This is a genomic window from Pantoea sp. NSTU24, assembly GCF_050157905.1.
Lineage (GTDB): Bacteria > Pseudomonadota > Gammaproteobacteria > Enterobacterales > Enterobacteriaceae > Pantoea.
In genome coordinates this window covers 1599899-1615066 of sequence record NZ_JBKIWZ010000001.1, presented here as the reverse complement: position 1 = coordinate 1615066, position 15168 = coordinate 1599899, and the positions used below count along the sequence as shown (strand labels likewise).

The window sequence follows — 15168 nt, the reverse complement described above, 5'->3', positions numbered from 1 at the left end:
GGGTAAATATTATGAATGGAATGGCAACCGTGACAAAAATCGCTGGCGAAACTGTCGGCCAGGAGTTTCTGGTCTTCACACTCGGCGACGAAGAGTACGGCATCGATATCCTTAAGGTTCAGGAAATTCGTGGCTATGATCAGGTGACGCGCATCGCGAATACCCCTGATTTTATCCGTGGCGTTACTAACCTGCGCGGCGTGATTGTGCCGATTATCGATCTGCGCGTGAAGTTTGCGCAGCCCGATGTTGAATACAACGAAAACACCGTGGTGATCGTACTGAATCTGGAAAACCGTGTGGTCGGTATCGTGGTTGACGGCGTGTCAGATGTCCTGTCACTGACCCAGGATCAGATCCGTCCTTCACCAGAGTTCGCCGTCACCATGTCCACCGAGTACCTGACCGGTCTGGGTGCCCTGGGTGAACGTATGCTGATTCTGGTTGACATCGAGAAGCTGCTCAGCAGCGACGAGATGGCGCTGGTGGATAATCTGCGCACCGCATAATCACCGCATCACGGGCCGGATATGACCGGCCCGTAATCGTTTCGCCCCGCAATAAATCCTTTAAAATCATCACTTGCGCACGATCCGATCCTAATTTCCTGCCTGCCGCTGCCGATAAACTCAAAGCTACCTTAAATCACCTACTTTTTTCAGGGTTAATTATGTTAACGAAAATTCGCGTTGTCACCAGCCTGTTCATGGTGCTGCTGGTCTTTGGGCTGCTTCAGGCCATATCCGGTTCTGTTTTCTACTCGGCGTTAAGTCACGACAAAGAGAGTTTTGCGGTGTCGCAGCTGGCGACGCAAAACACCCAGTCGCTCAACGATGCCTACATGAGCCTTAACCAGAGCCGGGTACTGCTGACCCGTATTCAGCTGCGTTTTGCCACCAGCAAACTGGAAGGGAAAACTGCAGACGTTGCCGGTCTGTTCGATGAGAGCAAAAGTTTCCTGCGGGCGGCCGACGGCTTCTATAAAGCGTTTAAATCCACGCCGGATACGCCGGGGTTAGATCCGGCGCTCAACAGTCAGCTTGATCAGCGCTACAGCGACTACGCTGCCGCGTTAAACAGCATGCAGGGCGCTCTGCAGGCCAGCGATCTGGCGGCTGCCGGAAAAATTCCTGTCGCGCCCAGCCAGAGTGCCTTCATGACGCTTTACCGCGAATGGCGTGCCGACCAGAATCGGCTGGCGACACTGGGTGTGCAAAAGAACAGCGAAGCCTACAGCCGCATGATGTGGACACTGGCCTTTATCATGGGGGCGGTGCTCGCGGTCATCGTGCTCTGCTGGGTAGGACTGCGCCGAATCGTGCTGACGCCGCTGAACAGCAGTATCAGTCACATTCAGCACATTGCCCAGGGGGATCTGACCCAGCCGATTGAGGTGACGGGGCGCAACGAGATGACGCAGCTTGCGGCCAGCCTGCATGATATGCAGCAGTCTCTGGTGCGGACCGTCACCCAGGTGCGCGAAGGATCGGATGCGATTTTCACCGGCGCCAGCGAAATTGCTGCCGGTAATAACGACCTGTCTGCCCGTACGGAACAGCAGGCAGCCTCGCTGGAGCAGACCGCAGCCAGCATGGAGCAGCTCACCGCGACGGTGAAACAGAATGCTGAAAATGCCCGTCAGGCTTCAAAACTGGCGCTCAGTGCGTCGGAAACGGCTGAAAAAGGCGGCAGCGTCGTGGATGGGGTGGTGAAAACCATGAGCGACATCGCGGGCAGTTCGAAAAAGATCGCCGATATTACCAGCGTCATTGATGGCATCGCTTTCCAGACCAATATCCTGGCGCTGAACGCCGCGGTAGAAGCCGCGCGTGCCGGTGAGCAGGGGCGGGGCTTTGCGGTGGTTGCCGGCGAGGTGCGAAACCTGGCGCAGCGTAGCGCCCAGGCAGCCAAAGAGATTAAGGGACTGATTGATGACTCCGTTAACCGGGTTAATGTCGGTTCTCAGCTGGTCGGCACTGCGGGTGAAACCATGAGCGACATCGTAAACGCGGTTACGCGCGTCACCGATATCATGGGGGAAATCGCTTCGGCATCGGATGAGCAGAGCCGCGGTATCGATCAGGTCGGTCAGGCCGTCACCGAGATGGACCGCGTAACCCAGCAGAATGCCGCGCTGGTGGAAGAGTCCGCCACGGCCGCCGCCTCGCTGGAAGATCAGGCCAGCCGGTTAAGCCAGTCTGTTGCCCTGTTCAGAATAAAACGCGGCGACGTGCAGCAGAGTCTGACGAAACATCTGCCCATCGCGGCGCCGGTCACGGCGGCGCAGATCCCGCGCAAGGCACTGACCGCGCCAGTCAGTGACACGCACTGGGAAACCTTCTGACAGCACGATGCGCATCCTGCGGGATGCGCAGTTTCGGCAAAGGTTATGCTACGTAAAGCCAGACTCAGAAGTACATGCTGATAAAAATAATTACAAAAGCCACTTCTCTCCTGAAAGCGCTTAAAAGCGTTAATCAATCCCGCGAACGCGCCGATATAGCGGCTGCACCTTAATCAACCTCCAGGGGAAAGTGATGTTAAAAAAAATAAAAGTCGTAACCAGCCTGATCGCGGTACTGGTTATCTTTGGCGCGCTCCAGCTGGTTTCGGGCAGCCTTTTCTGGTCAGCACTGCATAAAGACAAAGAAGCGTTTGCGCTATCGCAGGTTTCTAATCGCAATGTCACGGAGATGACCGACGCCTATATTTCGTTAAACAACAGCCGTACCACGCTGAACCGCGGCATGCTGCGCTTACAGACCAGCATGGCATCACAAATGAATGGCGGGCAGCTTGATGAACTGATCGCCAAAGCACAGAAACAGTTAGTGGAAGCCGATCGCCACTTCAAAATCTACTACCACCTGCCGACCACGCCGGGTCTGGATGAAACGCTCGGCGACAAGCTGGAAGCTGACTATGCCAGCTATGAGAATGGCCTGAAGGCGATGGTGAAGAGTCTGCAGGCGCGCGATCTGGAAGGGATGTTCAAAGAGAACATCGAACAGAAACAGGTCGCCATGCAGAGCAGTTATGACCAGTGGCGTACACGCCAGACCGTCCTGTCCGATCAGGGCATGGCACAAAACCAGAGAGCGTTCACGCAGATGATGTGGCTGCTGGCCGTTATTGGCGTGGTCGTGCTGGCGGTGATTATCAGCTGCTGGTTTGGCCTGCGTCAGGTGCTGATTCAGCCGCTGCAGCAGCTACTGGTGCAGATTCGCACCATCGCGTCCGGAGATTTGACGCAGTCAATCAGGGTGGAAGGACGTAACGAGATGAGCCAGCTGGCCGCCGGTATCCATGAGATGCAGCAGTCGCTGGTAATGACCGTCAGCAATGTGCGTGATGGCTCCGATGCCATCTTCACGGGGGCCAGTGAAATCGCCGCGGGGAATAATGATCTTTCTGCCCGCACTGAAGAGCAGGCCGCCTCCCTGGAGCAGACCGCCGCCAGCATGGAGCAGCTCACCGCCACGGTAAAGCAGAATGCCGATAACGCCCGTCAGGCGTCACAGCTGGCGCTGACTGCCTCTGAAACCGCGCAGCAGGGCGGTAAAGTGGTGGATGGCGTGGTCACGACCATGAAAGAGATTGCGGGCAGTTCAAAGAAGATTGCTGACATCATCAGTGTGATTGATGGCATCGCTTTCCAGACTAATATCCTGGCGCTGAACGCGGCGGTCGAGGCGGCCCGCGCCGGTGAACAGGGGCGCGGTTTTGCCGTGGTCGCCGGTGAAGTACGCAGCCTGGCGCAGCGCAGTGCCCAGGCCGCCAAAGAGATTAAAGGGCTGATTGAAGATTCTGTTTCTCGTGTCAACAGCGGCTCACTGCAGGTGGAACGCGCCGGTAGTACGATGAATGAGATCGTGGGTGCCGTAACGCGCGTCACTGACATCATGGGCGAGATCGCCTCTGCGTCCGATGAGCAGAGCCGTGGCATCGACCAGGTGGGGCAGGCCGTGACCGAGATGGACAGGGTGACGCAGCAGAACGCCTCGCTGGTGGAGGAGTCGGCCACCGCGGCTGCCGCACTGGAGCAGCAGGCCAGCGCATTGACCCAGGCAGTTTCCGTTTTCCGGATTTCCCGCGCCTGATTTTCTCCCCGTCCACGACAGCGGCGGCGTAAAGCCGTCGCTGTGCATAAAGTTCCCCCCTCGCCGCCGATAAATAAACACGAATCGCCAACCAATGAGGTGTTTATGTTCAGTCGAGTACGTGTTGTTTCCGGCCTGCTGTGTGTGCTGGCGCTCTTTGCGCTGCTGCAGCTCTTTTCCGGTGGGATGTTTTTTAAAACGGTTAGTTCAGATAAAGACAATTTTGCTTATAACCAGCGGTTAAACACTCTGCAACAGGCGATGGGGACTTCATGGGTTTCGCTGGTTCAGGCGCGTAATACCCTGAACCGGGCCGGTATCCGTTTTCTGCAGGATGCGCAGATGTCAGGCTCGGGCGCCAGCGTTAAAGAGCTGGTGGCACTGGCCGGCGAGGAGCTGAAACAGGCAGAAGTCAATTATCAGATCTTTAACGACAACCTGTCAGAGCAGGGCAAAACTGCCGAAAATGTGCTGGCATTACAGGCAAACTACAAGGCCTATCACGATGCACTGGCCGAACTGATGGTTTTCTTTACCACCGGCAACTTCAAAGGTTTTGTGGATCAGCCTACTCAGAGCTATCAGGATAAGTTTCAGAAAGATTACAGCGCCTGGCTGGAGCACAACAAGGAACTGGCTCAGCAGGGCGTGGAAGCGAACCAGCAGGCTTACAGCCGTTCAATCACTATCGTCATCGCCACGCTGGCCGTTACGCTGCTGATGATTATCCTGGTCTGGAACCTGATGCGCTCAGTACTGCTTCGCCCACTGCGTCAGAGTATTGAACATATTCAGCACATCGCGCGTGGCGATCTGACCCAGCCCATTGAGATTAACGTCCGTAATGAAATCGGCGAGCTGCTGACGTCGTTACAGCACATGCAGCAGGAGCTGGTGCGCACCGTTCGTACCGTGCGTGACAGCTCGGACGCCATCTATACCGGCGCCAGCGAGATCTCTATCGGCAATAACGATCTTTCTTCCCGCACCGAGCAGCAGGCTGCTTCGCTGGAGGAGACGGCAGCCAGCATGGAGCAGCTGACCGCCACCGTGAAGCAGAATGCCGAAAACGCCCGCCAGGCGTCGAAGCTGGCGCTGACGGCCTCCGAAACCGCGCAGCAGGGCGGCAAAGTAGTGGATGGTGTGGTGACCACCATGAAAGAGATTGCCGGCAGCTCCAAAAAAATCGCTGATATCACCAGCGTCATCGACGGCATAGCCTTCCAGACCAATATTCTGGCACTGAATGCGGCGGTTGAAGCCGCGCGTGCCGGTGAGCAGGGGCGTGGGTTTGCGGTTGTTGCAGGGGAAGTACGCAGCCTGGCACAGCGCAGCGCGCAGGCCGCCAAAGAGATCAAGGCTCTGATTGAAGATTCAGTCAGTCGCGTAGATACCGGATCGGTGCTGGTGGAGAGCGCCGGTGACACCATGAGCAACATCGTCAGCGCGGTCACCCGGGTGACCGACATCATGGGCGAGATTGCCTCTGCCTCAGATGAGCAGAGCCGTGGCATCGACCAGGTGGGCCTGGCCGTCACCGAGATGGATCGTGTAACGCAGCAGAACGCCTCACTGGTGGAAGAGTCGGCAGCAGCTGCTGCTGCGCTCGAAGATCAGGCAAGTCATCTCAAACAGGCCGTATCAGTGTTCAATATTGGTAAAGAATTTGTCGTTCAGGCCGTTAACAAGACAACGGCGATAAAAACGCTTCAGTCAGATGCACCGTTAGCCGTTGGTCGTTCCTCTGCGGCACGCAGTGACGACAACTGGGAAACCTTTTAATCGCCCGTCGCCCGGCCGCCGTTGAGCCGCCGGGCATCGCAGCAGACAGTTATTCTATTCAGTTCGGGCCAGGTGCAGAGATGAAAAAATCGACGGTATTAGATCAAAATGAGACGACAACGCTGCTGTCGCAGATGGTGCAGCGTTTACCGCTCTCCGATACGCATTTTCGCCGTATCAGCCAGCTGATCTATCAGCGTGCCGGTATCGTACTGGCCGACCACAAGCGTGAGATGGTTTATAACCGTCTGGTTCGTCGTCTGCGCACGCTGAATATCGACGACTTTGGTCGCTATCTGGCGCTGCTGGAGTCCGATCCTAACAGCGCCGAATGGCAGGCTTTTATCAACGCCCTGACCACTAACCTGACCGCGTTCTTTCGCGAAGCGCATCACTTTCCGATCCTGGCGGAGCATGCACGCAAGCGCCAGGGCAACTACAGCGTCTGGAGCACCGCGGCCTCAACGGGAGAGGAGCCTTACTCCATCGCGATGACGCTGGCGGAAACGCTGGGCACCGGACCGGGCAAGTTCCAGATCCATGCCAGCGATATCGATACCCAGGTGCTGGAAAAAGCGGTGGCGGGTGTCTATCGCCAGGAGGAGCTGCGTACGCTGTCACCGGCGCAGATGCAGCGTTTCTTTCTGCGCGGCACCGGTCCGCATGCGGGCATGGTACGTGCGCGTCCCGAGCTGGCCAATCTGGTCACCTACGCGCAGCTGAACCTGCTGGCGAACGACTGGTCGCTGCCGGGACCCTTTGACGCCATTTTCTGCCGCAATGTGATGATCTATTTCGATAAAGAGACGCAGGAGAAGATTCTGCGTCGGTTTGTTCCCCTGCTGAAGCCCGGCGGCATCCTGTTCGCCGGACACTCTGAAAACTTCAGTCAGATCAGTAAAGAGTTCTGGCTGCGTGGACAAACTGTCTATGGACTGACGAAGGAAAGATGATGAGCAAAATCACCGTGATGTGCGTGGATGACTCTGCGCTGATGCGGCAGTTGATGACCGAAATCATCAACAGCCATCCGGATATGGAGATGGTCGCGACAGCGCCCGATCCCCTGGTCGCCCGCGATTTAATCAAACAGTTTAATCCGCAGGTGCTGACGCTGGATGTGGAAATGCCGCGCATGGATGGCCTCGATTTCCTGGAAAAACTGATGCGGTTACGGCCGATGCCCGTGGTGATGGTCTCATCGCTGACCGGCAAAGGCTCTGAAATAACCCTGCGGGCACTGGAGCTGGGGGCGGTCGATTTCGTCACCAAGCCGCAGCTGGGGATCCGTGAAGGGATGCTGGCCTACAGCCAGATGATTGGCGACAAAATCCGCGCGGCTGCCCGTGCCCGCGTGCACAACCGGGCCGCGATGCCGGTGCCCGCGTCGCTGAAGGCGGGGCCGCTGCTGAGTAGCGAGAAGCTGATTGCGATTGGCTCCTCGACGGGGGGGACTGAGGCGATTCGCCATGTGCTGCAGCCGTTACCGGCGACCAGCCCGGCGCTGCTGATAACGCAGCACATGCCGCCAGGCTTTACCCGCTCCTTTGCCGAACGTCTGAACAAGCTCTGTCAGATCACGGTAAAAGAGGCCGAAGATGGCGAACGTATTCTGCCGGGCCACGCCTACATCGCGCCAGGCGCGATGCACATGGAGCTGGGGCGCAGCGGTGCCAACTATGTCGTGAAACTGAATGAAGGGCCACCGGTTAACCGGCACAAACCTTCTGTGGATGTGCTGTTTAAATCGGTGGCGACAAACGCTGGCCGGAATGCGGTGGGAGTAATCCTCACTGGCATGGGCAATGACGGGGCCGCCGGAATGCTGGAAATGCATCGGGCAGGCGCCTGGACCATTGCGCAGAATGAGGCCAGCTGTGTGGTATTTGGCATGCCGCGTGAGGCCATTGCCACGGGCGGCGTGAGCGAAGTCGTGGATTTAAGCAACATCAGCCAGCACATGCTGGCGAAAATTAGCGCCGGACAGGCATTGCGTATTTAACAGGCCCGTCCTGCCGGGCGAGACAACTCAGGAGTAGATATGGCTGATAAAAACATGCGCTTTTTGGTAGTAGACGACTTCAATACGATGCGTCGTATTGTACGTAACCTGCTGAAAGAGCTGGGCTTCAATAACGTGGAAGAAGCGGAAGATGGTGTGGATGCCCTCGGCAAACTCAAAGCGGGTGGTTTCGACTTCGTGATTTCCGACTGGAACATGCCAAACATGGATGGCCTGCAGCTTCTGCAGACCATTCGTGCCGACGCGGCAATGAGTTCACTGCCGGTGTTGATGGTGACTGCGGAAGCGAAGAAAGAAAACATCATCGCCGCCGCCCAGGCGGGCGCCAGCGGCTATGTCGTGAAACCTTTCACGGCGGCCACCCTGGAAGAGAAGCTGGGTAAAATTTTCGAAAAACTGGGCATGTAAGGAGATGTGATGAGCGACCTTCCGAAACCAACTATGGATGCCTCGGCACACGACATCATTACCCGCATTGGCTCTCTGACGCGTATGCTGCGCGACAGTCTGCGCGAACTGGGTCTGGATAAAGCCATTGCCGATGCGGCTGAAGCCATCCCTGATGCCCGCGATCGTCTGGACTATGTTGTGCAGATGACCGCACAGGCTGCTGACCGTGCGCTGAACTGTGTTGAAGCAGCACAACCTCATCAGGATAAAATGGAAGCCGGGGCAACCCAGCTGAAAAAACGCTGGGATGAGTGGTTTGAGAACCCAATCGAGCTGAGCGATGCGCGGGAGTTGGTGACGGATACGCGCGCATTCCTCACCGACGTTCCCGGGCACACCTCGTTTACCAACAAGCAGTTGCTGGCCATCATGATGGCGCAGGATTTCCAGGACCTGACCGGTCAGGTTATCAAGCGCATGATGGATGTAATCCAGGAAATTGAGCGTCAGCTGTTGATGGTGCTGCTGGAGAACATGCCAGAAGTCAGCGCAGAGAAGCGTCAGGAGGGCACCAGCCTGCTGAACGGTCCGCAAATCCACGCCGATGCACCGGGCGTGGTTGCGAACCAGGATCAGGTTGATGACCTGCTGGATAGCTTAGGATTTTAATCCCCTGATGGCCCGCCTGCGGGCAGGCCATCAGGCTGCGGTTAAGCAAAAAAGGGTCACCTCCCGGGCGGCCCCTTTTCCCATTGTCAGACTCATCCCCGAAAGAACGCCTGTTTTCCCCATCTTATCTCCGCTTTGACTCAAGCCAGATTTGGCATCCTATGCTCAGAATTCCTGCCAACCGAGGTTTGTCGTGGCTGAAGAAAGCGACGAGGACAAAACAGAATCGCCCACGGCCCACCGACTTGAGAAAGCGCGTGAAGAGGGCCAGATTCCGCGTTCGCGCGAACTGACATCCTTACTGATGCTGCTGGCTGGCATCATGATTCTGTGGATTGGCGGCAACATGATGGCGCACCGGCTGGCGGCGATGATAGCCACCGGCCTGCGTTTCGATCACGGTATGGTCAGGGATGACAAGATTATTGTCGGCCATATCGGCAGCCTCATCACCCAGGCGCTGATGGCGCTGCTGCCGTTGATGGGCGGCCTGGTGCTGGTTGCCATCGCCGCGCCAATGCTGCTCGGCGGCATCGTGTTCAGCGGCAAATCAATTAAGTTTGACCTGAAGAAACTCAGCCCGATGGCAGGTTTCAAGCGGATGTTCGCCGCGCAGGCCTGGACCGAACTCTTTAAAGGCATCCTGAAAACGATCTTAGTGGGTGCGGTGGGCTGGTGGTACATCTGGAGCCACTGGCCTGAGATGCTGCGGTTGATCAGCGAAGCGCCGGTCACGGCCCTGATTCATGGCATGGAGATGATTGCGGTCTGCTGTTCGCTGGTCATGCTGGGGCTGATCCCTATGGTGGGCTATGACGTCTTCTGGCAGCTCTACAGCCACTTCAAAAAGCTGAAAATGTCCATGCAGGAGATCCGCGACGAGCATAAACAGCAGGAGGGTGACCCGCACGTGAAAGGGCGTATCCGCCAGCAGATGCGCGCCGCCGCCCGACGTCGCATGATGGCCGATGTGCCGAAGGCCGACGTGATCGTGACGAACCCGACGCACTACTCGGTGGCCCTGCAATACAACGAGAAGAAGATGAGTGCGCCGAAAGTCATTGCCAAAGGCGCGGGTGAAATCGCCCTGAGAATTCGGGAACTGGGTGCTGAACACCGCATTCCGGTTCTGGAAGCACCGCCGCTGGCGCGTGCGCTGTACCGTCACACTGAAATTGGTCAGCATATTCCCGGCGCGCTCTATGCGGCGGTGGCCGAAGTGCTGGCCTGGGTCTGGCAGTCGCGTCGCTGGAAGCGCGAAGGCGGCCTGATCCCAGCCAAACCAAAAAACCTGCCGGTTCCGGCAGAGATGGACTTTGCAGGAGAGAGCAAAAACGATGGCTAATAACCTGGCCGCTAAACTACGTTTACCGGGCAACCTGAAAGATATGCAGTGGCAGGTGCTGGCCGGGCCGGTGCTGATCATGATGATTCTGTCGATGATGGTTCTGCCATTGCCGCCGTTCATCCTCGATCTGCTGTTCACCTTTAACATCGCCCTGTCGATCATGGTTCTGCTGGTGGCGATGTTTACCCAGCGAACCCTGGAGTTTGCGGCATTCCCGACTATTCTGCTCTTCTCAACCCTGCTGCGCCTGGCGCTGAACGTGGCCTCCACCCGTATCATCCTGATGGAAGGGCACACCGGCGCTGCGGCGGCCGGTCAGGTGGTGGAAGCGTTTGGCCACTTTCTGGTGGGCGGAAACTTCGCCATCGGTATTGTGGTGTTCATCATCCTGGTCATCATCAACTTCATGGTTATTACCAAGGGTGCCGGTCGTATCGCCGAAGTGGGCGCACGCTTTGTACTGGATGGAATGCCCGGCAAGCAGATGGCGATTGACGCCGACCTCAATGCCGGCCTGATCGGTGAGGATGAGGCCAAGCGCCGCCGTGCCGAAGTCACCCAGGAAGCAGACTTCTACGGCTCGATGGATGGTGCCAGTAAGTTCGTGCGCGGTGATGCTATCGCCGGGATCATGATCATGGTGATCAACGTTATAGGCGGCCTGCTGGTGGGCGTGGTTCAGCACGGGATGGATGCGGGACATGCGGCCGAAACCTATACGCTGCTGACCATCGGTGATGGTCTGGTGGCACAGATCCCGGCGCTGGTTATCTCTACCGCGGCCGGTGTGATCGTGACGCGGGTTGCCACCGATCAGGATGTCGGTGAGCAGATGGTCACCCAGCTATTTAAAGATCCGCGGGTTCTGATGCTCAGCGCCGGCGTCATTGGCCTGCTGGGCCTGGTGCCTGGCATGCCAAACTTCGTCTTCCTGCTGTTTACCGCCGCCTTGCTCGGGCTGGCCTGGTGGCTGCGTGGCCGCGAAATGCAGCCGAAGAAGAAACCGGAAGCGGCAGGCGGCATCACCAAAATGCCGGACACGCCTGCCACGACGGAAGCCTCCTGGACTGATGTACAGCTGGAGGATACGCTGGGCATGGAAGTGGGCTATCGCCTGATTCCGATGGTCGATCATCAGCAAAACGGCGAGCTGCTGGGCCGTATTCGCAGTATCCGTAAGAAAGTGGCGCAGGATGTTGGTTTCCTTCCGCCGGTGGTGCACATTCGCGATAACATGGAGCTGCCACCCGCACGCTATCGCATTCTGATGAAAGGGGTAGAGATTGGCAGTGGTGATGCTTACCCGGGCCGCTGGATGGCGATTAACCCGGGTACGGCTGCGGGGTCGCTGCCGGGCGAAGCCACGGTCGATCCCGCCTTTGGGCTGGCGGCGGTCTGGATCGACAGTGCGCTGAAAGAGCAGGCACAGATTCAGGGCTTTACCGTGGTAGAGGCGAGTACCGTCGTGGCAACGCACCTTAACCATCTGATTGGCCAGTACGCCAGCGAACTGTTTGGTCGTCAGGAAGCGCAGCAGCTGCTGGATCGGGTGACGCAGGAGATGCCGAAGCTGACGGAAGATCTGGTGCCAGGCGTGATCACGCTGACCACGCTGCACAAGGTATTACAGAATCTGCTGGTTGAGCGGGTGTCGATTCGCGATATGCGCACCATTATTGAGACGCTGGCGGAACATGCGCCAGTGCAGAGCGATCCGCAGGAGCTGACCAGCGTGGTGCGTGTGGCACTGGGCCGGGCGATTACGCAGCAGTGGTTCCCGGGCAATGATGAGGTGCAGGTTATCGGTCTGGATTCCACGCTGGAACGTCTGCTGCTTCAGGCACTGCAGGGCGGCGGCGGACTGGAGCCGGGTCTGGCCGATCGGCTGTTAAGTCAGGCTCAGGCGGCGCTTCAGCGCCAGGAGATGCTGGGTGCGCCACCGGTTCTGCTGGTCAATCATCCGCTGCGTGCGCTACTGGCGCGCTTCCTGCGTCGCAATCTGCCTCAGCTGGTGGTGCTCTCAAACCTTGAGCTGAGCGACAACCGCCAGATCCGCATGACGGCAACCATCGGAGGCAAATAATGCGCGGACTGATAATGTGTCTGATGTGGCTGCCCCTGATGGCGCAGGCGGGCGGGGGGGCCTGGAGCGCCAGCGCCAACGGCCCGCCGCTGGCAAATCGCGGCAGCTGGCAGCGGTCGCAGCCGCTGGTTCCGCCTGCGGATATTGCGGGTGAAGTCAGCGTCATCAGCTGGCGTTATCAGCTGAGCAGAGCGGCGCCAGCCGGGCTGGAAGTGCGGCTGTGTGGTGAGCAACGCTGCGCAACACTGGAGGGGGCCAGCGGTATCACGCGTGGACTGGCCCATCTGAACGCCCGTGAAACTCTGCACATGGTGTTTGGCTTTGCGGGCAGCGGGGCGCTGCCACCCGGATTGCGGGTGGTGAGCAGCGAAGTGATGGTGAATTACGAGTAGCAGCCGGGCGGGGGCCAGCATGGCTATGGCTTCCGCGATTTGTTGCCGCTATAAGCTGGAAGGCGTGACGCTGCAGTGGCAGCGTCCGCCTGATGCCGGCTCGTCATCCTGATAACGTTCTGCATTCTGCGATCGGTTCTGTTCCATCAGTCTTTGACCGCCAGCCGTTCATTTCCCATCGCTGTGCGTTTCCCACTGAATCTGCTCTCCCGATCATCAATCGCCACGAATCTGTGCGCAGTTTTCCCTCAGGCGTTGACACCTTTCATCCCTTCCGCAGAGTAACGACCGCCTTTTATCTCTACCTGCTGATGGAGGGTGTTCAGCAACCGGATATCGTCCGCGTCCAGCATCAGCTCGGCGGCTTTCGCGTTCTCGGTCAGATAGGCCAGCTGTTTTGTGCCCGGGATTGGCACAATCTTTTCATACTGAGCCAGCAGCCAGGCGAGCGCGATCTGTCCGGTGGTGGCGTGATATTTTTCCGCCAGCGGCGTCATTACCTTCAGCATTCGCAGATTGTGATCGAGATTTTCCTGACGGAAGCGGTCATTATTTTTACGGAAATCGCCCTCGGCAAAATCGCTGTTTCTGCGGTATTTACCGGTCAGAAAACCCCGGCCCAGCGGCGAGTAGGGCACCAGGCCGATACCGAGTTGTCTCACCATCGGCAGGATCTCCGCTTCGATATCACGCGTCCAGAGCGAATACTCGGTCTGCAGGGCGGACAGCGGATGGACGGCATGAGCCCGCGCAAGCGTAGAGGCCGACGCTTCGCACAGTCCGATGCGGGCAATTTTCCCCTCCTGCACCAGACGGCTGAGGCACTGCATGCTCTCCTCTATCGGTGTCGCCGGGCTGATGCGATGCAGGTAGAAAAGATCGATACGTTCGACACCCAGCCGTTTCAGGGAAGCCTCGCAGCAGCGGATAATATAGTCAGGCTGATTATTGATGGTGCGGGCATACGCCTCCTCTGCCGGACGTTCGATACCGCATTTAGTGGCGATGCTGACATTCAGCCGCCTGGCCGGGCTCAGGCCTGCCATAAACTGCCCGATCAGCTGCTCATTGTGGCCGCGACCATAGAGATCGGCGCTGTCGATAAAGGTGATTCCATGGTCGTGCAGCTGGTTCAGCAATTGCAATGACTGGCGGTCATCGGTCTGACCATAAAATTCACTGAGCCCCATCGCGCCATAGCCGATGGCGCTGACATTCAGATCCTGACCTAATGTGCGCTTTTTCATTGTTTCTCCTCGTAAGTGAGAAGCGATTGTTTCACTCCCGACGGGCGCAATGAATTGCTCTTTGCGTTATACAAAAAAGGTATCACCAGGAGGGATAAAACAGGGCGACGGGCGGTTTTCCTCACCACACCAGGCGGCTGTGAGGATCAGGGAGAGAGGTGCTGCAGGGCAGTGAGGACAGCCGTGTTTTTTTCACCAGCCCGAATGACAGCGTAAAGATCAATCGCCAGTGAGTCAGCGGCCCCGGCGGTGAGCGGACGGTAGCAAAGCCCGGCCTGATTAAAGGTACACGTTGACTGAGGCAGCAGGGCAAATCCCCGGCCGCGGGCGATGTGCGACAGCATCAGCAGGGAGTCATCTGGCTCTCTTACGCGTTTTAGTGTCAGGTTCAGCGTGGAAAAGTAGCGCTCACATTTGTCATAAAACAACGGGTTGGCGCTGCGCGAAAACCAGAACAGTGGCAGATCAGCCAGCATAGCCAGCGAAACCTGCACCTGCTGGCTGGCTGCGTGTGCGGCGGGTATCGCTGCCAGCAGCGGTTCACGGCAGAGCCACACGTACCGCAGGTCGCGGGTTTCAGATCCTTTCTCGCCGGTAATCACCAGATCCAGACTGTTGCGGGCCAGACTCTGCAGCAGCTGGACGGATGTCTGGGTGGGCATCTCGATCTCATCGCGGGCCTGAAGTCCCGTGAGCTGCTGACTGAGGGGGGTAATCCGTTCAATGTTCAGCGTCCGGGTCAGGCCGATGCGTACGCGGGAAGCCGCGGGCTGTGCAGCCTGCGTCAGTGCGCTCAGTGCGCTCAGGATGGCTTCAGCTTTTGCCACCAGCGCCTGCCCCGCATGGGTCAGCGTCACCTCATGCGTATTGCGGTCAAACAGCGCCTGCCCCAGCAAATCTTCCAGACTCTGAATCTGTCGGGTCAGCGGTGGCTGCGTCATACTGAGCCGCTCTGCGGCACGGCGAAAATTAAGTTCGTGCGCGACGGCCAGAAAGCACTGCAATTGCTTAATCGTGGGAAGGTGACTGCTGATGAGATGCATGGCGACAGACACGAGATCATCCTGCGGCTGAATAGCGGACGTTCAGAAAAGGAGACAGGATCAAAAACGGAGAGGGTAGCCCTCTCCGTTT

The 15168-nt window shown here is 57.9% G+C and carries 13 protein-coding genes; 11 read left to right on the top strand and 2 right to left on the bottom strand.

The genetic code is table 11. The features are described from left to right. Positions 1-11: 11 nt before the first annotated feature. From cheW to flhE, 11 genes are all read left to right on the top strand, one after another. On the top strand, positions 12-509 hold the full coding sequence (gene cheW / locus ACLHDD_RS07840) for a chemotaxis protein CheW (protein ID WP_427103655.1): 498 nt from the start codon (positions 12-14) through the stop codon (positions 507-509). A 161-nt stretch (positions 510-670) separates the two neighbouring features. Further along, on the top strand, positions 671-2344 hold the full coding sequence (locus ACLHDD_RS07835) for a methyl-accepting chemotaxis protein (protein ID WP_427103654.1): 1674 nt from the start codon (positions 671-673) through the stop codon (positions 2342-2344). 193 nt (positions 2345-2537) lie between these two features. Beyond that, positions 2538-4100, top strand: coding sequence for a methyl-accepting chemotaxis protein (locus ACLHDD_RS07830; RefSeq protein WP_427103653.1), 1563 nt, complete (start codon positions 2538-2540; stop codon positions 4098-4100). Positions 4101-4205: 105 nt separating this feature from the next. Beyond that, positions 4206-5882, top strand: coding sequence for a methyl-accepting chemotaxis protein (locus ACLHDD_RS07825; RefSeq protein ID WP_427103652.1), 1677 nt, complete (start codon positions 4206-4208; stop codon positions 5880-5882). Between the two features lie 80 nt (positions 5883-5962). Beyond that, on the top strand, positions 5963-6835 hold the full coding sequence (cheR, locus tag ACLHDD_RS07820) for a protein-glutamate O-methyltransferase CheR (RefSeq protein ID WP_313655581.1): 873 nt from the start codon (positions 5963-5965) through the stop codon (positions 6833-6835). Then, on the top strand, positions 6835-7884 hold the full coding sequence (locus ACLHDD_RS07815; RefSeq protein WP_128085068.1) for a protein-glutamate methylesterase/protein-glutamine glutaminase: 1050 nt from the start codon (positions 6835-6837) through the stop codon (positions 7882-7884). Before cheR ends, ACLHDD_RS07815 begins: the two co-directional genes overlap by 1 nt. 39 nt (positions 7885-7923) lie before the next feature. Next, a complete protein-coding gene (cheY, locus tag ACLHDD_RS07810) occupies positions 7924-8313 on the top strand; it encodes a chemotaxis response regulator CheY (protein WP_010258559.1) in 390 nt (129 codons plus the stop codon). Positions 8314-8322: 9 nt separating this feature from the next. Beyond that, positions 8323-8964 carry a protein phosphatase CheZ gene (gene cheZ, locus ACLHDD_RS07805; RefSeq protein ID WP_427103651.1) on the top strand — a complete coding sequence of 214 codons (642 nt, stop codon included), beginning with the start codon at positions 8323-8325 and terminating at the stop codon, positions 8962-8964. 193 nt (positions 8965-9157) lie between these two features. After that, positions 9158-10309 carry a flagellar biosynthesis protein FlhB gene (gene flhB / locus ACLHDD_RS07800; protein ID WP_427103650.1) on the top strand — a complete coding sequence of 384 codons (1152 nt, stop codon included), beginning with the start codon at positions 9158-9160 and terminating at the stop codon, positions 10307-10309. Continuing rightward, on the top strand, positions 10302-12395 hold the full coding sequence (gene flhA, locus ACLHDD_RS07795; RefSeq protein ID WP_427103649.1) for a flagellar biosynthesis protein FlhA: 2094 nt from the start codon (positions 10302-10304) through the stop codon (positions 12393-12395). The genes flhB and flhA overlap by 8 nt, the downstream gene beginning before the upstream one ends. Then, the gene (gene flhE, locus ACLHDD_RS07790) at positions 12395-12787 is read left to right on the top strand and encodes a flagellar protein FlhE (RefSeq protein WP_427103648.1); all 393 of its coding nucleotides are present in this window, start codon (positions 12395-12397) and stop codon (positions 12785-12787) included. The genes flhA and flhE overlap by 1 nt, the downstream gene beginning before the upstream one ends. Before the next feature lie 248 nt (positions 12788-13035). Here the strand turns inward: flhE and ACLHDD_RS07785 are convergent, their stop codons facing one another. After that, entirely contained in the window at positions 13036-14034 is a 999-nt protein-coding gene (locus ACLHDD_RS07785) for an aldo/keto reductase (protein WP_427103647.1), read from the bottom strand. A gap of 146 nt (positions 14035-14180) precedes the next feature. Then, positions 14181-15089, bottom strand: a complete 909-nt coding sequence (locus ACLHDD_RS07780) for a LysR family transcriptional regulator (RefSeq protein ID WP_427103646.1) — start codon at positions 15087-15089, stop codon at positions 14181-14183. Positions 15090-15168: the final 79 nt, after the last annotated feature.